This window comes from Mangrovibacter phragmitis, assembly GCF_040429585.1.
Classification (GTDB): Bacteria; Pseudomonadota; Gammaproteobacteria; order Enterobacterales; family Enterobacteriaceae; genus Mangrovibacter; species Mangrovibacter phragmitis.
In genome coordinates this window covers 5146780-5164979 of the sequence record NZ_CP134782.1, presented here as the reverse complement: position 1 = coordinate 5164979, position 18200 = coordinate 5146780, and the positions used below count along the sequence as shown (strand labels likewise).

20 protein-coding genes are annotated in these 18200 nt (G+C 51.1%); 15 read left to right on the top strand and 5 right to left on the bottom strand.

The genetic code is table 11. From position 1 onward, the window contains the following. The first annotated feature begins 51 nt into the window (after positions 1-51). The 10 genes from hfq to MPHASIOC01_RS24735 all read left to right on the top strand — a co-directional run bounded on the left by hfq (position 52) and on the right by MPHASIOC01_RS24735 (position 11377). On the top strand, positions 52-360 hold the full coding sequence (hfq, locus tag MPHASIOC01_RS24780; protein WP_064598250.1) for an RNA chaperone Hfq: 309 nt from the start codon (positions 52-54) through the stop codon (positions 358-360). A gap of 74 nt (positions 361-434) precedes the next feature. Continuing rightward, positions 435-1715, top strand: a complete 1281-nt coding sequence (gene hflX / locus MPHASIOC01_RS24775; protein WP_064598252.1) for a ribosome rescue GTPase HflX — start codon at positions 435-437, stop codon at positions 1713-1715. A gap of 68 nt (positions 1716-1783) precedes the next feature. Continuing rightward, positions 1784-3034 carry an FtsH protease activity modulator HflK gene (hflK, locus tag MPHASIOC01_RS24770; RefSeq protein ID WP_064598254.1) on the top strand — a complete coding sequence of 417 codons (1251 nt, stop codon included), beginning with the start codon at positions 1784-1786 and terminating at the stop codon, positions 3032-3034. A gap of 2 nt (positions 3035-3036) precedes the next feature. Beyond that, on the top strand, positions 3037-4038 hold the full coding sequence (gene hflC / locus MPHASIOC01_RS24765) for a protease modulator HflC (protein WP_064598255.1): 1002 nt from the start codon (positions 3037-3039) through the stop codon (positions 4036-4038). 68 nt (positions 4039-4106) lie between these two features. Then, complete coding sequence (locus tag MPHASIOC01_RS24760) at positions 4107-4304, top strand: DUF2065 domain-containing protein (RefSeq protein WP_064598257.1); 198 nt, start codon at positions 4107-4109, stop codon at positions 4302-4304. 102 nt (positions 4305-4406) lie between these two features. Then, positions 4407-5705: an adenylosuccinate synthase gene (locus MPHASIOC01_RS24755; RefSeq protein ID WP_353613505.1), complete on the top strand. Its 1299-nt coding sequence runs from the start codon at positions 4407-4409 to the stop codon at positions 5703-5705. 206 nt (positions 5706-5911) lie between these two features. After that, positions 5912-6337 carry a nitric oxide-sensing transcriptional repressor NsrR gene (nsrR, locus tag MPHASIOC01_RS24750; RefSeq protein WP_064598977.1) on the top strand — a complete coding sequence of 142 codons (426 nt, stop codon included), beginning with the start codon at positions 5912-5914 and terminating at the stop codon, positions 6335-6337. Positions 6338-6376: 39 nt separating this feature from the next. Further along, complete coding sequence (gene rnr, locus MPHASIOC01_RS24745; protein ID WP_064598979.1) at positions 6377-8809, top strand: ribonuclease R; 2433 nt, start codon at positions 6377-6379, stop codon at positions 8807-8809. A 102-nt stretch (positions 8810-8911) separates the two neighbouring features. Beyond that, positions 8912-9646 (top strand): 23S rRNA (guanosine(2251)-2'-O)-methyltransferase RlmB, encoded by a 735-nt coding sequence (rlmB, locus tag MPHASIOC01_RS24740; protein WP_064598261.1) that lies wholly within the window; start codon positions 8912-8914, stop codon positions 9644-9646. Between the two features lie 96 nt (positions 9647-9742). Continuing rightward, positions 9743-11377, top strand: coding sequence for an isovaleryl-CoA dehydrogenase (locus MPHASIOC01_RS24735; RefSeq protein ID WP_064598263.1), 1635 nt, complete (start codon positions 9743-9745; stop codon positions 11375-11377). On the opposite strand, the gene MPHASIOC01_RS24730 is transcribed toward MPHASIOC01_RS24735, so the two are convergent. The 3 genes from MPHASIOC01_RS24730 to bsmA all read right to left on the bottom strand — a co-directional run bounded on the left by MPHASIOC01_RS24730 (position 11314) and on the right by bsmA (position 14384). After that, positions 11314-13263 carry a methyl-accepting chemotaxis protein gene (locus MPHASIOC01_RS24730; RefSeq protein WP_405027783.1) on the bottom strand — a complete coding sequence of 650 codons (1950 nt, stop codon included), beginning with the start codon at positions 13261-13263 and terminating at the stop codon, positions 11314-11316. The genes MPHASIOC01_RS24735 and MPHASIOC01_RS24730 overlap by 64 nt on opposite strands. Before the next feature lie 380 nt (positions 13264-13643). Then, entirely contained in the window at positions 13644-13919 is a 276-nt protein-coding gene (locus tag MPHASIOC01_RS24725) for a DUF1471 domain-containing protein (protein WP_082917885.1), read from the bottom strand. Positions 13920-14072: 153 nt separating this feature from the next. Beyond that, positions 14073-14384 (bottom strand): biofilm peroxide resistance protein BsmA, encoded by a 312-nt coding sequence (gene bsmA / locus MPHASIOC01_RS24720; protein WP_064598269.1) that lies wholly within the window; start codon positions 14382-14384, stop codon positions 14073-14075. A gap of 226 nt (positions 14385-14610) precedes the next feature. On the opposite strand from bsmA, the gene yjfP reads away from it, so the two are divergent. Further along, a complete protein-coding gene (gene yjfP / locus MPHASIOC01_RS24715) occupies positions 14611-15336 on the top strand; it encodes an esterase (protein WP_353613504.1) in 726 nt (241 codons plus the stop codon). Here the strand turns inward: yjfP and MPHASIOC01_RS24710 are convergent. Beyond that, positions 15333-15563 (bottom strand): hypothetical protein, encoded by a 231-nt coding sequence (locus MPHASIOC01_RS24710; protein ID WP_064598272.1) that lies wholly within the window; start codon positions 15561-15563, stop codon positions 15333-15335. The two genes, yjfP and MPHASIOC01_RS24710, sit on opposite strands and share 4 nt — an antisense overlap. A 347-nt stretch (positions 15564-15910) precedes the next feature. Between MPHASIOC01_RS24710 and rpsF the strand changes: the two genes are divergently transcribed. From rpsF to rplI, 4 genes are read left to right on the top strand one after another with little or no spacing between them, the layout of a single operon-like run. Beyond that, positions 15911-16303: a 30S ribosomal protein S6 gene (gene rpsF / locus MPHASIOC01_RS24705; protein WP_036103112.1), complete on the top strand. Its 393-nt coding sequence runs from the start codon at positions 15911-15913 to the stop codon at positions 16301-16303. Positions 16304-16309: 6 nt separating this feature from the next. Further along, entirely contained in the window at positions 16310-16624 is a 315-nt protein-coding gene (gene priB / locus MPHASIOC01_RS24700; protein ID WP_074388814.1) for a primosomal replication protein N, read from the top strand. A 4-nt stretch (positions 16625-16628) separates the two neighbouring features. Beyond that, positions 16629-16856: a 30S ribosomal protein S18 gene (rpsR, locus tag MPHASIOC01_RS24695; RefSeq protein WP_000135199.1), complete on the top strand. Its 228-nt coding sequence runs from the start codon at positions 16629-16631 to the stop codon at positions 16854-16856. 41 nt (positions 16857-16897) lie between these two features. Further along, positions 16898-17350, top strand: coding sequence for a 50S ribosomal protein L9 (rplI, locus tag MPHASIOC01_RS24690; protein ID WP_064598274.1), 453 nt, complete (start codon positions 16898-16900; stop codon positions 17348-17350). A 124-nt stretch (positions 17351-17474) separates the two neighbouring features. Here rplI and MPHASIOC01_RS24685 read toward each other — a convergent pair whose 3' ends face one another. After that, complete coding sequence (locus MPHASIOC01_RS24685) at positions 17475-18179, bottom strand: LysM-like peptidoglycan-binding domain-containing protein (protein ID WP_353613503.1); 705 nt, start codon at positions 18177-18179, stop codon at positions 17475-17477. Positions 18180-18200: the final 21 nt, after the last annotated feature.

Sequence of the window (18200 nt, the reverse complement as noted above, 5' to 3'; positions counted from 1 at the left end):
GAGCCTGAGGGTTCTTTAGTACAAACAACAAGCATATAAGGAAAAGATAGAATGGCTAAGGGGCAATCTTTGCAAGATCCGTTTCTGAACGCATTGCGTCGGGAACGTGTTCCAGTTTCTATTTATTTGGTGAATGGTATTAAGCTGCAAGGTCAAATTGAGTCTTTTGACCAGTTTGTGATTCTGTTGAAAAACACAGTTAGCCAAATGGTTTATAAGCACGCGATTTCTACTGTTGTTCCGTCACGCCCTGTTTCTCATCACAACAATCCGGGCACTACGGGTACCAACAGTAATTTCCATCACGGTGGTAATGCGCAAGGCGCAGGATCACAGCAGGACAGTGACAGCGCTGAATAAGTTGCTGGCTGTTAATCCACGCCGGGGAACCAGGTTAACTGTGTTCCCCGCTGGTATTTTGAGAGGTTTAACGCTTGTTTGACCGTTATGACGCCGGTGAGCAGGCGGTGCTGGTACACATCTATTTTTCGCAAGACAAAGACATGGAAGATCTCCAGGAGTTTGAATCTCTGGTTTCTTCAGCAGGTGTCGACGCTTTGCAGGTGATTACTGGTACCCGTAAGGCGCCGCACCCGAAGTATTTTGTTGGTGAAGGTAAGGCTGAAGAGATTGCTGATGCAGTGAAAGCCACTGGGGCATCAGTTGTTCTTTTCGACCATGCATTAAGCCCTGCTCAGGAACGCAATCTTGAGCGTTTATGCGAATGTCGGGTTATCGACAGGACCGGACTCATTCTGGATATATTTGCCCAGCGTGCGCGTACACATGAAGGGAAATTGCAGGTGGAACTGGCGCAGTTGCGTCACCTTGCTACCCGTCTGGTACGTGGCTGGACCCACCTTGAACGCCAAAAAGGGGGGATAGGCCTGCGCGGCCCGGGTGAAACGCAGTTGGAAACGGACAGACGTTTGTTGCGTAACCGTATATCCCAAATTTTATCGCGCCTTGAACGTGTTGAGAAACAACGTGAGCAAGGCCGGCGGGCGCGAACCCGCGCGGATGTTCCCACCGTTTCGCTGGTGGGCTATACCAACGCCGGGAAATCCACACTATTCAACAGCCTGACGACTGCGGAAGTTTATGCAGCCGATCAGCTCTTCGCGACACTCGATCCTACCTTGCGCCGTATTGATGTGGCGGATGTGGGTGAAACTGTGCTGGCGGATACCGTTGGGTTTATTCGCCATTTACCGCATGACCTGGTGGCGGCGTTTAAAGCCACGTTGCAGGAAACGCGCCAGGCAACACTGTTACTGCATGTTATTGATGCATCAGATGTCAGAGTGCAGGAGAACATCGAAGCCGTAAATGCGGTACTTGATGAAATTGATGCACTGGAAATCCCTACGCTGCTGGTGATGAACAAAATCGATTGCCTGGACGGTTTTGCGCCACGTATCGACAGGGATGAAAATGATGTACCTGTTCGTGTCTGGCTTTCTGCGCAGACAGGAGAAGGTATACCACTGCTTTTCCAGGCTTTAACGGAACGTTTGTCGGGGGAGATTGCGTTGCATACGTTACGTTTACCTCCTCAGGCCGGGCGTTTGAGAAGCCGGTTTTATCAGCTTCAGGCGATAGAAAAAGAGTGGATGGAGGACGATGGCAGCATGGGCCTGCAGGTGCGTTTGCCTGTGGTTGACTGGCGTCGCCTTTGTAAACAAGAGCCTGCGTTGGTGGATTACATCACCTGATGCAGGTATGCCCTGAAGACATTTCCCCTGCGGGGGATATCACCGCATAACAAGTATGGAGCATAAACATGGCGTGGAATCAGCCCGGTAATAACGGACAGGACCGCGACCCGTGGGGCAGCAGCAATAATCAAGGCGGCAACTCTGGGGGAAGCAAAGGAGGGCGGGATCAGGGGCCACCTGATCTGGATGATATCTTCCGTAAACTGAGTAAAAAGCTCGGTGGGTTTGGCGGCGGTAGTGGCTCAGGCAATACACCGCAAGGTTCGCGTAGTCCTGTGGGCGGGCGCGTCATTGGTATTGTTGTTGTCGCTGCCGTGATAATTTGGGCTGCCAGCGGTTTCTATACTATCAAAGAAGCGGAACGTGGGGTTGTTACCCGCTTCGGAAAATTCAGTCACCTGGTGGAGCCGGGTCTGAACTGGAAACCGACTTTCATTGATGAGGTCAGGCCAGTTAACGTTGAATCAGTACGTGAACTGGCGGCGTCCGGCATCATGCTGACAGCCGATGAAAACGTTGTGCGTGTAGAAATGAACGTGCAGTACCGGGTAACCGACCCTGAAAAATATTTGTTCAGTGTGACCAGCCCGGACGACAGTCTGCGCCAGGCGACAGATAGCGCGCTGCGCGGTGTTATCGGCAAATATACGATGGATAAAATTCTGACAGAAGGCCGTACGCTGATTCGTGCCGATACCCAACGCGAACTGGAAGAAACCATCAAGCCTTACAACATGGGGATTACGCTGCTGGATGTGAACTTCCAGACCGCGCGTCCACCAGAAGAAGTAAAAGCCGCGTTTGACGATGCGATTGCCGCGCGTGAAAACGAACAGCAGTACATCCGTGAAGCAGAAGCTTATGCGAATGAAGTTCAGCCGCGTGCGAATGGTCAGGCACAGCGTATTCTGGAAGAAGCTCGTGCTTATAAAGCCCAGACTGTTCTGGAAGCGCAAGGTGAAGTGGCTCGCTTTGCTGAGTTGCTGCCGCAATACAAAGCGGCCCCGGAAATTACCCGTGAGCGTCTGTATATCGAGACCATGGAAAAAGTACTGAGCCACACGCGCAAAGTACTGGTAAACGATAATGGCAATAAATTGATGGTGTTGCCGCTTGACCAATTGATGAAGGGGGCATCCTCCTCTGATGCAAAGCCGGAAAGCAGTAGTAGCACCGGTCAATTGTTACATCTTCCGCCTGTCTCTGGCTCCGGTGGCAGTGCTGCCAGCAAATCGTCATCCAGCCAGGGCGATATCATGGACCAGCGCCGTGCGGATGCGCAGCGTAACGACTACCAGCGCCGTGGAGGGGAGTAACAATGCGTAAATCGTTGATTGGAATTATTATTGTTGTTCTGGTTGTCATGTACACCTCGTTGTTTACGGTGAAAGAAGGCGAACGTGGCATTGTCCTGCGCTTCGGGAAAGTGTTGCGTGATAACGACAACAAGCCTGAGGTTTTCGAACCGGGGCTGCATTTTAAACTGCCGTTTATCACTACCGTAAAAACGCTGGATGCACGTATCCAGACGATGGATAACCAGGCAGACCGCTTCGTTACCAAAGAGAAAAAAGACCTGATTGTTGATTCCTATATCAAATGGCGGATCAGCGATTTCAGCCGCTACTATCTGGCAACAGGTGGTGGGGATGTTTCTCAGGCAGAAGTGTTGTTAAAACGTAAGTTCAGTGACCGTCTGCGTTCTGAAATTGGCCGTTTGGATGTAAAAGACATCGTAACGGATTCCCGTGGGCGTTTAACGCTGGAAGTGCGTGACGCGCTGAACTCCGGTTCTGCCGGCTCAGACGACGAAGTGGCCACGCCAGCTGCTGACGATGCCATTGCAACGGCGGCAGCCCGTGTGGAGCAGGAAACGAATGGCAAAGTTGCGGCGGTGAACCCGAACAGTATGGCGGCGCTGGGGATTGAAGTGGTTGATGTCCGCATCAAACAAATCAACCTGCCAGCAGAAGTCTCTGAAGCGATTTACAACCGTATGCGTGCTGAGCGTGAAGCTGTCGCCCGTCGTCACCGTTCTCAGGGCCAGGAAGAAGCAGAGAAATTGCGTGCTGCTGCCGACTATGAAGTGACGCGTACTCTGGCTGAGGCGCAACGTCAGGCACTGATTGAACGTGGGGAAGGGGATGCTCAGGCAGCGAAACTGTTTGCTGATGCATTCGGTAAGGACCCGGATTTCTTCGCCTTTATTCGTAGCCTCAAGGCATATCAAAGCAGCTTTGGCGGTAACGATGTAATGGTAATGAGCCCGGACAGTGACTTCTTCCGCTACATGAAGACACCAACAGGTAATTCACGCTAAGATAGCGCACATGTTTTGTTAAAGAGCCGGTTTAATCCGGCTCTTTTTTTGTCCGTGGAAAATGAAAAATGAACACAACAATTTGGATGGCAGTCGCACTGGTATTGGTACTGGAAGGGATTGGTCCAATGATATATCCCGGAGCCTGGCGCAAAATGGTACAGAGTTTGTCGCAATTACCTGACCATTTGTTACGCCGTTTTGGTGGCGGTCTTGTGGTTGCAGGTATCGTTGTCTACTACATGTTGACGAAAACGATTAACTGAGCAAAAATTCGGCAAAAAACTCAAAATCTGTATACAAAAAGTGCTGAACATCGGGAGATCCGGTGGTAGAATCCATTTTTAAGCAAACGGTGATTTTGAAAAATGGGTAACAACGTCGTCGTACTGGGCACCCAATGGGGTGACGAAGGTAAAGGGAAGATCGTCGATCTTCTGACCGAACGAGCTAAATATGTTGTACGCTATCAGGGCGGTCACAACGCAGGTCATACTCTCGTAATCAACGGTGAAAAAACCGTTCTTCATCTTATTCCTTCAGGTATTCTTCGCGAAAATGTCGTTAGCATTATCGGCAACGGCGTAGTGCTGTCTCCTTCCGCGTTGATGAAAGAGATGAAAGAGCTGGAAGACCGTGGTGTTCCGGTACGTGAACGTCTGTTGTTGTCTGAAGCTTGTCCGCTTATCCTGGATTATCATGTGGCTCTGGACAACGCGCGTGAAAAAGCGCGTGGTACAAAAGCAATTGGTACCACCGGGCGTGGTATCGGCCCTGCCTATGAAGATAAAGTTGCTCGCCGTGGTTTGCGTGTTGGCGACTTGTTCGATAAAGCGGTCTTTGCTGAAAAACTGAAAGAAGTGATGGAATATCACAACTTCCAGTTAGTGAACTACTACAAAGTTGAAGCGGTTGATTACCAGAAAGTTCTGGATGACGTCATGGCTATCGCCGACATCCTGACTGCCATGGTGGTTGACGTTTCTGACTTGCTGGATAAAGCCCGTCTGCGTGGCGAGCACATCATGTTTGAAGGTGCTCAGGGTACGTTACTGGATATCGACCACGGTACTTATCCGTATGTCACCTCTTCCAATACCACTGCTGGCGGCGTGGCAACGGGTTCAGGCCTTGGCCCGCGTTACGTTGATTACGTACTGGGTATTATCAAAGCTTATTCTACCCGTGTGGGCGCAGGTCCGTTCCCGACAGAGCTGTTCGATGATGTAGGCGAATACCTGTGCAAACAAGGTAATGAATATGGTGCAACCACTGGCCGTCGCCGTCGTACTGGCTGGCTGGACACCGTAGCGGTTCGCCGTGCTGTACAGATCAACTCCCTGTCTGGTTTCTGCCTGACCAAACTGGATGTGCTGGATGGTCTGGATGAAGTGAAACTGTGTGTTGCTTACCGTATGCCAGATGGCCGTGAAGTAACGGTAACGCCAATGGCCGCCGATGACTGGGCAGGTATTGAACCTGTTTACGAATCTATGCCTGGCTGGTCTCAAAGCACCTTTGGTGTGAAGGACCGCAGCCTGTTGCCGCAAGCAGCACTGAACTACATTCAGCGCATTGAAGAACTGACGGGTGTACCGGTAGATATCATCTCTACCGGGCCGGATCGTACTGAAACCATGATCCTGCGCGACCCTTACGACGCCTAATCGTCCCCGGGCAGAAAGGCTCCTTTCTGCCCTGTTCATTTTCTGTTGGGTTCAAAACGCCAAAAAACACATCAAAAACAGGATAAACCCTGCCTTTTTTGCACCTTTTCCTAAATAAATTAGCGGCCTGGCTGGTGGCTGGTTTATCATCAATACAAATCCCCTGCCAGGGGAGTAAGCCCTTTGTGCAGCTATCTGAGGTTGATGTGCAGTTAACAAGTTTTACTGACTATGGTTTACGCGCGCTGATTTATCTGGCGGCATTGCCTAAAGACAGGATGACCAGTATCTCCGAAGTGACACAGATTTATGGTGTGTCGCGTAATCATATGGTCAAAATTATTAACCAGCTTAGCCGGGCCGGTTATGTCGATGCTGTTCGGGGTAAAAATGGCGGTATTCGCCTGGGTAAACCGGCTGAAAGCATTCGTATTGGCGATGTCGTTCGGGCGCTTGAACCGTTGCAACTGGTTAACTGTAGCGGTGAGTTTTGCCATATCACTCCGGCTTGCCGGCTCAGGCAAGTGCTGGCACAAGGTGTGCAGCATTTTCTTCAGGAGCTTGATAACCACACCCTGGCAGAAATGGTGGATGCAAACCCACCGCTTTATCAATTACTACAGGTGGAATAAATGCCTGAACTGCCCGAGGATGACAACGGAGGAACCGATATGTCACAAGATCCTTTCCAGGAACGCGAAGCAGAGAAATATGCCAATCCTATTCCCAGCAGGGAGTTTATTCTTGATCATCTGTCAAAGCAGGAAAAACCTGCTAACCGTGAAGAACTGGCAAAAGCATTAGGGATTGAAGGCGAAGAGCAAACTGAAGCATTGCGCCGCCGCCTGCGTGCTATGGAGCGTGACGGCCAACTGGTCTTCACCCGCCGGCAGTGCTATGCCTTACCGGAACGCCTGGACCTGGTGAAAGGCACCGTTATGGGTCACCGCGATGGTTACGGTTTTTTGCGGGTTGAAGGCCGGGCAGATGACCTTTACCTGTCCTCTGAACAAATGAAAGCCTGCATCCACGGTGATGTAGTGCTCGCACAGCCACTCGGCGCAGACCGCCGTGGCCGTAGGGAAGCCCGTATCGTGCGGGTTCTGGTACCAAAAACCAGTCAAATTGTTGGTCGTTATTTTATTGATGCAGGGGTTGGGTTTGTTGTTCCGGATGACAGTCGCCTGAGCTTTGACATTCTTATTCCACCGGAAGAGATCATGGGTGCCCGGATGGGTTTTATGGTGGTGGTGGAACTGACCCAACGCCCCACCCGGCGTACTAAAGCAATAGGGAAAATTGTTGAAGTACTCGGTGAAAATATGGGGACTGGCATGGCAGTGGATATCGCGCTGCGTACTCATGAAATTCCTTATGTATGGCCCCAGGCGGTTGAAGAGCAGATTGCCGGGCTGAAAGAAGAGGTGCCCGAATCTGCCAAAGCCGGGCGTGTCGATTTACGTGACTTACCCCTGGTCACCATTGATGGTGAAGATGCCCGCGACTTTGATGATGCTGTATACTGTGAGAAAAAACGCGGTGGTGGCTGGCGTTTGTGGGTAGCGATTGCGGATGTCAGTTACTATGTTCGTCCTTATACCGCGCTGGATAAAGAAGCCCATAACCGTGGTACATCGGTTTACTTCCCTTCCCAGGTAGTGCCAATGCTGCCGGAAGTGCTCTCAAATGGGTTGTGCTCACTGAACCCACAAGTAGACCGCCTGTGTATGGTTTGTGAGATGACCATATCTTCGAAAGGGAAGCTGAGCGGGTTCCAGTTCTACGAAGCGGTAATGAGCTCCCATGCGCGCCTGACTTACACCAAGGTGTGGCATATTCTGCAAGGTGATGAAGAACTGCGTGAGCACTACCGCCCGCTAGTGAAACACCTGGAAGAATTGCATAACCTGTACAAAGTACTGGACAGCGCACGAGCAGAGCGTGGCGGGATCTCGTTTGAAAGTGAAGAAGCTAAATTTATCTTTAATGCGGAACGCCGCATTGAACGTATCGAGCAAACTCAGCGTAACGATGCCCACAAGCTGATTGAAGAGTGCATGATTCTGGCGAATATCTCCGCAGCCCGTTTTGTGGAGAAAAGCAAAGAGCCGGCACTGTTCCGTATTCATGATCGCCCCAGCACAGAGGCGATTACCTCTTTCCGTTCAGTGCTGTCAGAACTGGGGTTAAGCCTGCCGGGAGGGGATAAGCCTGAACCGGCAGATTACTCCGCATTGTTGGCATCTATTGCAGACAGGCCTGATCATGAAATGCTGCAAACTATGCTGCTGCGCTCCATGAAACAAGCAGTGTACGACCCGGAAAACCGTGGGCACTTTGGCCTGGCGCTGCAATCTTATGCGCACTTCACATCGCCGATTCGCCGTTACCCGGACTTATCTTTACACCGGGCAATCAAATATTTGCTCGCCCGTCAGAACGGGGAGACCGGTACCAGCACTCCAGGTGGCGGCTGGCACTATGGCACGGAGGAGATGATTCAGCTTGGTCTGCACTGCTCCATGACCGAGCGCCGTGCCGACGAAGCAACCCGCGATGTGGCAGACTGGCTGAAATGTGACTTCATGCAAGACCAGGTCGGTCAAACCTTTGGCGGCGTGATTTCCAGTGTGACCGGCTTCGGTTTCTTTGTGCGCCTTGATGACTTATTTATTGACGGCCTGGTGCATGTCTCGTCACTGGATAATGACTACTATCGTTTCGACCAGATAGGCCAGCGGCTGATTGGTGAGTCAGGTGGTCAGACTTATCGCCTGGGTGACCGTGTGCAGGTACGGGTTGAAGGGGTCAACATGGATGAACGCAAAATCGATTTTGCGTTGATTTCCAGTGAGCGCAAAGTGCGCGGTGCCGGAAAAACCGCACGGGAGAAAAGTAAAAAAGATGCTGCCAGCACCCGGCCTCCAAGGCGGCGCCAGGGCGATAAACGTGTGAATTTCGAGCCAGATAGCGAGTTCCGCAGTGAAAAGCCGAAAAAGTCACGCGCACAAAAGAACAAAAAAGCGAAAAAACCTTCGGAAAAAACACGTAAAATTGCAGAAGCAACTAAAGCGAAGCGTGCGGCGAAGAAAAAAGCGCAATAGCGCAGCCTACGGCTGATAAACTAACAGCAGGCTCCGTCCAACCGGGCGGAGCTTTGTTTTTTGACTGTAACCCGGGCGCAGTGCCCAGAGTGAGTACCATACATGAGTGAAATGATTTACGGCATTCATGCCGTGCAGGCCTTACTGGACAGAGCACCGGAGCGCTTTCAGGAAGTGTTTATCCTGAAAGGCCGCGAAGACAAGCGTCTGTTACCTCTGATTCATTCCCTTGAATCATTGGGGATAGTTATCCAAATGGCGAACCGCCAGTGGCTGGATGATAAGTCCGAAGGCGCTGTCCATCAGGGGATCATTGCGCGTGTTAAGCCTGGCAGGCAGTACCAGGAAAATGATCTGCCTGACCTTATCGCTCAGTATGAACAACCGTTCTTACTGGTGCTGGATGGGGTAACTGATCCCCATAACCTGGGTGCCTGCCTGCGTAGTGCCGATGCCGCCGGGGTTCATGCGGTTATTGTGCCGAAAGACCGTTCTGCGCAACTTAACGCGACAGCCAAAAAAGTGGCTTGTGGCGCAGCAGAAAGTGTGCCGATGATTCGGGTCACTAACCTCGCCCGCACTCTGCGTTTACTGAAAGACGAAAACGTCTGGATTGTGGGTACGGCAGGTGAGGCGGACCATACGCTGTATCAAAGCAAAATGACCGGCCCGATGGCGCTGGTTATGGGGGCGGAAGGCGAAGGCATGCGCCGTCTCACCCGCGAACATTGTGATGAGCTTATCAGCATTCCTATGGCGGGTACGGTTTCTTCCCTGAATGTGTCTGTAGCTACAGGTGTTTGCCTGTTTGAAGCGGTGCGCCAGCGGAGTAAATAAAGTAATCCGGACAGGGTGCACGCTTTGTGACGTTGTTCGATGATAAACCGCCAGCGCAGTCCATACTTTATGTAATGGCATAAAGGGAGACTAACCATGCGCTGGCAAACTCATACCGTTTTTAATCAACCTGCTCCACTGATTAACAGTAATTTATTCCTCTCTGATAGTGCATTGCGCGATGCCGTTATTCGCGAGGGTGCTGGCTGGGATGGCGAATTACTCGCCAGTATCGGACAGCAGCTTGGCTCGGCGGAGTCACTGGAACTGGGGCGGCTGGCAAATGCCAACCCACCAGAACTGCTTCGTTATGACCCGCGCGGAGAACGTATTGATGAAGTGCGTTTTCATCCTTCCTGGCATTTATTGATGCAGGGCCTGTTTGCTAACCGGGTACATAACCTTCCCTGGTTGAAAGACCCTCAGCCAGGTGCTTTTGTTGCGCGTGCCGCCCGTTTCATTCTTCATGCACAGGTTGAGGCAGGGACGTTATGCCCGGTAACTATGACCTTTGCCGCAACACCATTATTGCAACAGGCGTTGCCTGCAGAATTTCGCAACTGGCTGCCGTCATTGCTCACTGATCGTTATGATGCCCATCAGTTACCTGCGACACAGAAAAAAGGCCTGTTGATTGGTATGGGGATGACGGAAAAACAGGGTGGTTCTGATGTGATGAGCAACACCACCCGGGCAGACCCACAGACAGTACCTGGTTGTGGCATGCCTTACCGCCTGGTGGGGCATAAATGGTTTTTCTCTGTTCCGCAGAGTGATGCTCACCTGGTACTGGCTCAGGCGCGGGGTGGGCTGTCCTGCTTCTTTGTTCCCCGCCTGCTGCCTGATGGCGAGCGTAATGCCTTAAGCCTGGCACGCCTTAAAGATAAACTTGGCAACCGTTCTAACGCCAGCAGTGAAGCTGAACTGTTCGATGCCCATGGCTGGCTGATTGGTGAAGAAGGCGAGGGCGTTCGCCATATTTTACGCATGGGGGCGATGACGCGTTTTGACTGTGCACTGGGTAGTCATGGCCTGATGCGCAGGGCATTTGCCGTTGCGTTATACCATGCGCATCAACGCCAGGCGTTTGGTAAACATCTGGTGGATCAGCCGTTAATGCGCCAGGTTCTGGGGCGTATGGCATTACAGCTCGAAGGGCAGACAGCCTTTTTATTCCGCCTGGCGGGCGCGCTGGGGCAACGGGATGATGTCAATCAGCAATTATGGGCACGTTTGTTCACCCCGGCAGCAAAGTTCCATATCTGCAAGTCAGGCATACCTTTTGTGGCAGAAGCCATGGAGGTGCTGGGGGGTATTGGTTATTGTGAAGAAAATGAATTACCCCGTTTGTACCGGGAAATGCCGGTGAACAGTATCTGGGAAGGCTCCGGGAATATTATGTGTCTGGATGTGCTGCGTGTATTACAAAAACAGCCGGGAGTGGTGGGTTTACTGCAGGCGAATTTTGCTGAGGTGAAAGGGCAGAGCCGTCACTTTGACCGCACCTGGCGGCAATTACAGGCACACTTACGTAAACCTGACGAAGCATTCAGCCGCCAAATTACCAGCCAGTTGGTACACCTTGCCACTGGCGCTGAAATGTTGCGCCACCTGCCCCCACGTATTGCGGAAACATGGTGTCAGATGGCGCTGGACTCCCGAGGCGATCACTTAATTGATGAACCGGTACTCTCTGATATTCTGCTCAGGGCGACTGGTGGCGCAGGGTGATGGCTGTCTTTAACGTGAAAAAGTTTCACTAATTCGGCCAGGTGGTGGCCCTGGCTTCTCAGGCTGTGGGCCACTTTTTCCGTGCGGGCAATGTGCCGGGCATTAATGTGTGTGGACTCGCCAATTTGTGTCATCGCAATATTGACCTGGCTGATACCGGCAGACTGCTCCTGTGAGGCAGTACTGATGGTGGCAATCAGTTGGTTGATGTGCTCAATATGCCCGGTAATATCCTGCATCGACTGGCTGGTTTTTTGCGATAACACATGGCCTTCGCTCACTTTTTCCAGTGTATCTGCAATTAACTGGTCAATCTCTTTCACGGCGTTGGCACTGCGTGCTGCCAGTGCCCGGACTTCCTGGGCTACGACGGCAAACCCTTTGCCGTGTTCGCCAGCGCGAGCTGCTTCTACCGCCGCATTCAGCGCCAGAATATTGGTTTGAAAAGCAATTGACTCAATAACATGGGTGATATCCGCAATCCGCTGCGACGCTTCACGTATTGCATCCATGGTGGAGACTGCGTGTTTCACCGTCACCCCACCACTGTGAACAGCCAGGGTTGTCTCTTCGACTAACCCTTTTGCTGTTCCCATATTGTCGGCGTTCTGCGCCACGGTGGAGGCAAGTTGCCCCATACTGGCCGAGGTTTCCTCAACACTACTGGCCTGTTTGCTAATCTGTTCGCCAATTTCATCGCTGTCGGTCGCCAGAGTATCAGTGCTGTGGCTGATTTCTTCAGCTGTCTGGCGTACCTGCTGAACTATGGTATTCAGCCCATCGCCAATACCATTGATTCCTTGTATTAACTGACCGATTTCATCATGGCGTTGTGTATGGATAGCCTGACGCAAATCGCCACTGGCATATAACTGTGCCAGACCAATAACCTGTTGTAGCGGCTGGCTGACCCAGCGGCGTATCAGCCACGTAAAGCACAATGCAAAGAGTACAACCAGTATTGCACCGGCCACCAGAAAGCTATCACGCATCCGGGTAATATTACTCAGTAGCTGGCCTTTATTGACCTCAGACACAATCACCCATTTCCAGTCTGGCAATGTAGTCCAGACCAGTGCGGTATCCTCTCCGCCTGGCGAATGCCAGGTGGTTGACCCTGAAGGCTGGTTTAACACGGCGTTATTGATGTCTGCCGGCCAGCCGGGTGCTTTGCCTTCCCGGTTGGTATCAAATAAATATTTCCCCCAGCTCTTCCCGGGTGCGTTGCTCAGAACATAGAACCGGCCGCTTTTCCCCAGGTGACGGGAAATAACTTTTTCGCGCATCAGTTGCCAGGCATTACTGATATCGACACCGACAAACAGCACGGCAATTGTCTGCCCACTGGCATCTTTAACTGGCTGATACTGGGTGATGTAACGTTTACCAAACAGCAGCGCGAGGCCACGATAGACTTCACCTTTGCTGACTTTGGCCCAGGACGGGCTGGTGCGGTCAAGCAGAGTACCCATTGCCCGGGAGCCATCTTCTTTACGCAAAGATGTCGCGACCCGTACAAAGTCGTCGCCCGAGCGGACAAATAACGTGGAAATAGCGCCGCTGCGGGTCAGGAAGTCATCTGAGAACTGGTTATTCTCATGCAGGGGGATATCACCACCTTTAAGTAGCGGCACTTTGTGCCCACTTATCTCTACCATTTGCTGAGGGTCAACAGTGAGAGGCTGTGGTAAGAAACTGGAAAATAATTGTGTGAAGCTGGCTACTTCACTGTTGAGGCTACTATTAAACATCTGCGCGGTGTCATGAATCCCTGTGACCTGCGCTTTCATGTCTTGTAATGCTTGTTGTTCCAGTTGTTGGCTGGCCAGGCGCCCAAGAAACATCGTAAAAATAAAAAACAGTACTGCGACGCTAACGGCTGTCATTACTGACAAGCGAGCACCTAATCCCCAGTATTAAAATGAAGTCATCATATCGCTGCCGTATTTTGTGTTTTGCCATCATTAACGGCAGTGGTTTGAATAATATTTATACACAATATGTAAATATATGTTTCAATCAAACTTGATATGGATCATTGACTGTTGAAATTTAGGGTAATTAATTTCTTGCCAGCCACTTAATAATTTCATGGTGCTGCCATAAATTGGATTACGAATTATTGGTTAATTTAGGTAAATAAGAATATTTATTGATAACGGGTGGCAGAGGGTAAATGAACGCTCTGCGCTTTTCGTGGGGAATAAGCAAAATAAGCCACCCGCAGGTGGCTTAACGGTAAAAAAGGCGACACAGGTAGATAGCGTTACGAGTAAATAATGGCTTCCACATGCCAGGTATCTTTACGAGGCGTTTCTTCCATATTCACAATACGGTAGACGGAAGCACCCTTTTCATCCGCGCTTAATGCAACCAGCCGTTCGATCTCCTGAGGGCTGCCAGTGACGTCTTTAAACGACAGAATGCCCATTTCATTAAATGCCGTCACCCGATCAGCATGTACATCCTCAGCCGACCTTGCACTGGTACTGACCAGCCCTGCGGACAAAAGTAGAGAGGTTAATGCCAGTGATCGCTTCATAATTGCCCGCTCCATATCAGATGATCTGAAAAAAATTTACAGGTCATTTCCTTGTTATTCAGCATGCAGCGTCCCTTGCGACAAGCTGTATTGTGTCAGGCGGAAAATAAAGTCGTGCAATTCAGTGTAAAGTCGTTAAAACCTGTTTAAGCATCAGGGTTTACGGTAAAGAATTGCGCTAGCCCGGCGTACACCAGGAACCATATAATCGTTAATAAACAAGATCATATAATAATCAGCCTTTTCCCTGGTCGCGCGCTGTTTGATTGCTTCTTCCGCATCTACCGGGCCACCGCGAGTGGTGACACTGATCATCCCCATTCTCACCAGCCCTTCTGTCTGGTTACGCTGGATTTCCTGGGGCCAGGCTGCTACAGCAGGAGCCGGGCGGGGAGTTGTCCAGTTGGTACTGCAACCCGCCAGTACCAGGCATAAGCAAAGCGGAAGAAAACGGCGTATAGACATTTTATTTTCCTGACAAGTTGATTTTAGTGTTTGAGATAAATCTGGTAAGCCAAAAATTCATTTTCTGTTACCTGAAACGTGAATTCGCAGGATATATCACTAAAAAGCGTAATCCGTGTCTCACACTGACATTTGGGATTTTTGGGTAACCAGGGCGCCGCGCTGGCCTGCCTGTATATATAAGGGTATAGAATAGAGCGACATCAACACAAAATGCGAACGTTAAATGACAGAAATAGAAACCACGAATCTGGCCGGTTTTGAGGTCTTGCATGCTACCCCTGCTGGCAAGAGCCACCAGCCTTTACCGACAATTATTTTCTGGCATGGTTATACTTCCTCGAAGCTGGTGTACAGCTACTTTGCTGTTGCGCTGGCACAGGCGGGTTTTCGGGTGATTATGCCAGATGCACCGGAACACGGCGCGCGTTTTCATGGTGACGAAGCAAGGCGGTTGCAGCATTTCTGGCAAATCCTTTATGGGAACATTCAGGAATACCCGCTGTTGCGTGATGCCATTAATGATAAAAAGTGGTTGGCCGAAGGGCGGTTGGGGATCGCGGGGGCATCAATGGGGGCTATGACGGCATTAGCGGTGGCCGGGCATTATCCTGAAGTGCGCTGCACTGCGAGCCTGATGGGCTCAGGGTTTTATCATGCGCTTTCTCAATCGTTGTTCCCGCCACCGGCACATCGGGATGCAGTGCTGGCTCCGTTGGCCGACTATGAAGTAACACAATGCCTGGAGTTGCTTGCCCGCCGGCCATTAATGCTCTGGCATGGTGAAGATGATGACCTGGTTCCTGTCGCAGAATCAAAGCGTTTGTGGCAGTTACTGCAACAACAGCATCTGGGTAGTAATGTGGTTTGCTACTGGGAATCAGGAGTAAAACACCGGATTACGCCTTATGCGCTGGATTCAACCTGCGCCTTTTTCAGCCAGTCACTTTAATGTGGATTAACGCCGTTGATGGGTACGGCCTGGCTCGATAGCTGAGGCTGTCTTTGCAGCCCTGGCGCAAACTGGGGCATCGTTTCGCCTCGGTGGTTAATATAAATGACACCCGTACTCATCACGTCATCCATATTATGGCTGGGGTCAGGCTGCGTGTTGATGGCTGCAACAGCAGGGAGCGATAACAACATGCCCGTTATCAGGGCTATCATTTTGGTTCTCATCGTGGTCTCCTCAACGGTCTTTTTATTGCAGGGTGGCTCTCCTTTCTTCTAAGGGGTCTATGTAACGTATTGTACTGCCTGCACTCTGTGCAGAAAGCGAACATTTCTGATAAACGTATTCAAAAAAATTCAGTCATCCTCTGTTTGTAACTGTAGTTCGCGCGGCAACACTGTTTTGGCGCTGTGTGCGTTTCCTCAGCGATTTATTTCTGTATTCCGCTTGTTATTAGCGCTCAACTTCCATAGAATGACGCGTCATTTTTCAGCCGTCTTAACACACGTTCCTTGCTTCCATGGGCTACGGCTGACCCTGACAGGAGGCTGAATAATCCGTAAGGAGCAATTCGATGCGTCATTACGAAATCGTTTTTATGGTCCATCCTGACCAGAGCGAACAGGTTCCGGGCATGATCGAGCGTTACACTGGTGCTATCACTGGTGCAGAAGGCACGATCCACCGTCTGGAAGACTGGGGCCGCCGTCAGCTGGCTTACCCGATCAACAAACTGCACAAAGCACACTACGTTCTGATGAATGTTGAAGCCCCGCAGGAAGTTATCGATGAGCTGGAAACAAACTTCCGCTTCAACGATGCCGTTATCCGTAGCATGGTTATGCGTACCAAACACGCTGTAACTGAAGCTTCTCCGATGGTTAAAGCGAAAGACGAACGTCGTGAACGTCGCGATGATTTCGCTAACGAAGCCACAGAGAATGCTGCTGGGGATTCTGAAGAGTAATCGCTGATGGCTAACCGTCTGTTGTTGTCCGGCACTGTGTGCAGGGCACCTCTCAGAAAGGTCAGCCCGTCAGGAATTCCTCACTGCCAGTTCGTGCTTGAGCACCGTTCAGTGCAGGAGGAAGCCGGGTTTAACCGGCAGGCATGGTGCAGAATGCCAGTGATTATTAGCGGGCAGGCTCATCAGGCCATTACTCACAGTATAACGGTCGGCACGCAACTCACCGTTCAGGGCTTTATTAGCTGCCATCAGGCGCGAAATGGTCTGAGTAAAGTGGTTCTGCATGCCGAGCAGATTGAATTGATAGATTCTGGAGACTAGCCAAATGGCACGTTATTTCCGTCGTCGCAAGTTCTGCCGTTTCACCGCGGAAGGCGTTCAAGAGATCGACTATAAAGATATCGCTACGCTGAAAAACTACATCACCGAAAGCGGTAAAATTGTCCCGAGCCGTATCACCGGTACTCGTGCAAAATACCAGCGTCAGCTGGCCCGTGCTATCAAGCGCGCGCGCTACCTGTCTCTGCTGCCGTACACTGATCGTCATCAGTAATCGGCCACGGTCAACCAATACGACTTTGAGAGGATAAGGTAATGCAAGTTATTCTGCTTGATAAAGTAGCAAACCTGGGTAGCCTGGGTGATCAGGTTAATGTTAAATCTGGTTACGCACGTAACTTCCTGGTACCGGCTGGTAAAGCTGTTCCGGCAACCAAGAAAAACATTGAGTTTTTCGAAGCTCGTCGTGCTGAACTGGAAGCTAAACTGGCTGAAACGCTGGCTGCCGCTGAAGCCCGTGCAGAGAAAATCAATGCACTGGGCGTAGTTACCATCGCTTCTAAAGCGGGTGACGAAGGTAAACTGTTTGGTTCCATCGGTACTCGTGACATCGCTGACGCTGTAACTGCAGCTGGCGTTGAAGTTGCGAAAAGCGAAGTTCGCCTGCCGAACGGCGTTCTGCGTACCACTGGTGACCATGAAGTTCACTTCCAGGTACACAGCGAAGTGTTTGCACAACTGAATGTAAACATCGTTGCTGAAGCGTAATTTACGCTGATGTACGCTAAAACGCCGGCTTATGCCGGCGTTTTGCTTTGTGATTATTGCCTGTTTACTGCCATTATTAACCACGCTGTTATTGCGCACCTGCCAGTAGGGTTTACCCGTTAGTTTAGCGCGCCCGAATAAAACTCCCGTTACTCTCGCGCGTAAAAAGTACCTGACGGTTTTCACTGTCATTGACAATCAACCCCGTGACAACCCCGTTACCATTTACTCTGACCTTTACTTCCTGGCCGCTTTGCAGTGAACTCAGCGGTTTATCCGGGCCTTCGACGTTCGCCATCGCATACACATCAGTGGGGGGCAGGTTATGATCGCGGAACAGTTGTGCCAGTGTTTTCCCCGGCTCTACTCGCCAGGTATGCCATTGTGCCTGGCCTGTGGCACTGTTGGTTGTATTGGCGGTGTTACTGGTTGTTGTAGTGCGCCTTTCCTGAGGTGCCCGCCCGGCTGCCTCAGATTCGTTATCTGGCTGAATACTCTCTTCTGGTGAGCGCAATGCCGGTGAAGTTTGCACCGGTTGTGGCTCGTTGTAACGCGGTGGCGTGGTTACAACTGGCTGGCTGGTAGAAGGAACAGTGCTTTGCCCCCCTGATGTGACAGGCGTATTGACGGGGAGGTTCAGTGGTGTTTCCCTGGAGACCGGGGTTACAGGCGTATTGTCAGTGGGCAACAATACCCCAATAATAACCAGCACAATACCGATAATGATGCCCCGGCGGTGCAGGGTGGGTAACGGATCCATTAACCGGAAATCATCTGGTGCATGCCAGACCCGGTGAATCATGGCTTTTAATGCAAACTGGCCCGGCATGTCGCCTCCTGGTCCATCGTT

What these genes read in the sequence shown, in the direction of transcription:
- hfq (WP_064598250.1), top strand. Translation starts at nt 52, where the DNA reads ATGGCTAAGGGGCAATCTTTGCAAGATCCGTTTCTGAACGCATTGCGT.
- hflK (WP_064598254.1), top strand. Translation starts at nt 1,784, where the DNA reads ATGGCGTGGAATCAGCCCGGTAATAACGGACAGGACCGCGACCCGTGG.
- hflC (WP_064598255.1), top strand. Translation starts at nt 3,037, where the DNA reads ATGCGTAAATCGTTGATTGGAATTATTATTGTTGTTCTGGTTGTCATG.
- MPHASIOC01_RS24760 (WP_064598257.1), top strand. Translation starts at nt 4,107, where the DNA reads ATGAACACAACAATTTGGATGGCAGTCGCACTGGTATTGGTACTGGAA.
- MPHASIOC01_RS24755 (WP_353613505.1), top strand. Translation starts at nt 4,407, where the DNA reads ATGGGTAACAACGTCGTCGTACTGGGCACCCAATGGGGTGACGAAGGT.
- rnr (WP_064598979.1), top strand. Translation starts at nt 6,377, where the DNA reads ATGTCACAAGATCCTTTCCAGGAACGCGAAGCAGAGAAATATGCCAAT.
- rlmB (WP_064598261.1), top strand. Translation starts at nt 8,912, where the DNA reads ATGAGTGAAATGATTTACGGCATTCATGCCGTGCAGGCCTTACTGGAC.
- MPHASIOC01_RS24735 (WP_064598263.1), top strand. Translation starts at nt 9,743, where the DNA reads ATGCGCTGGCAAACTCATACCGTTTTTAATCAACCTGCTCCACTGATT.
- MPHASIOC01_RS24730 (WP_405027783.1), bottom strand. Translation starts at nt 13,263, where the DNA reads ATGACAGCCGTTAGCGTCGCAGTACTGTTTTTTATTTTTACGATGTTT.
- MPHASIOC01_RS24725 (WP_082917885.1), bottom strand. Translation starts at nt 13,919, where the DNA reads ATGAAGCGATCACTGGCATTAACCTCTCTACTTTTGTCCGCAGGGCTG.
- bsmA (WP_064598269.1), bottom strand. Translation starts at nt 14,384, where the DNA reads ATGTCTATACGCCGTTTTCTTCCGCTTTGCTTATGCCTGGTACTGGCG.
- yjfP (WP_353613504.1), top strand. Translation starts at nt 14,611, where the DNA reads ATGACAGAAATAGAAACCACGAATCTGGCCGGTTTTGAGGTCTTGCAT.
- MPHASIOC01_RS24710 (WP_064598272.1), bottom strand. Translation starts at nt 15,563, where the DNA reads ATGAGAACCAAAATGATAGCCCTGATAACGGGCATGTTGTTATCGCTC.
- rpsF (WP_036103112.1), top strand. Translation starts at nt 15,911, where the DNA reads ATGCGTCATTACGAAATCGTTTTTATGGTCCATCCTGACCAGAGCGAA.
- priB (WP_074388814.1), top strand. Translation starts at nt 16,310, where the DNA reads ATGGCTAACCGTCTGTTGTTGTCCGGCACTGTGTGCAGGGCACCTCTC.
- rpsR (WP_000135199.1), top strand. Translation starts at nt 16,629, where the DNA reads ATGGCACGTTATTTCCGTCGTCGCAAGTTCTGCCGTTTCACCGCGGAA.
- rplI (WP_064598274.1), top strand. Translation starts at nt 16,898, where the DNA reads ATGCAAGTTATTCTGCTTGATAAAGTAGCAAACCTGGGTAGCCTGGGT.
- MPHASIOC01_RS24685 (WP_353613503.1), bottom strand. Translation starts at nt 18,179, where the DNA reads ATGCCGGGCCAGTTTGCATTAAAAGCCATGATTCACCGGGTCTGGCAT.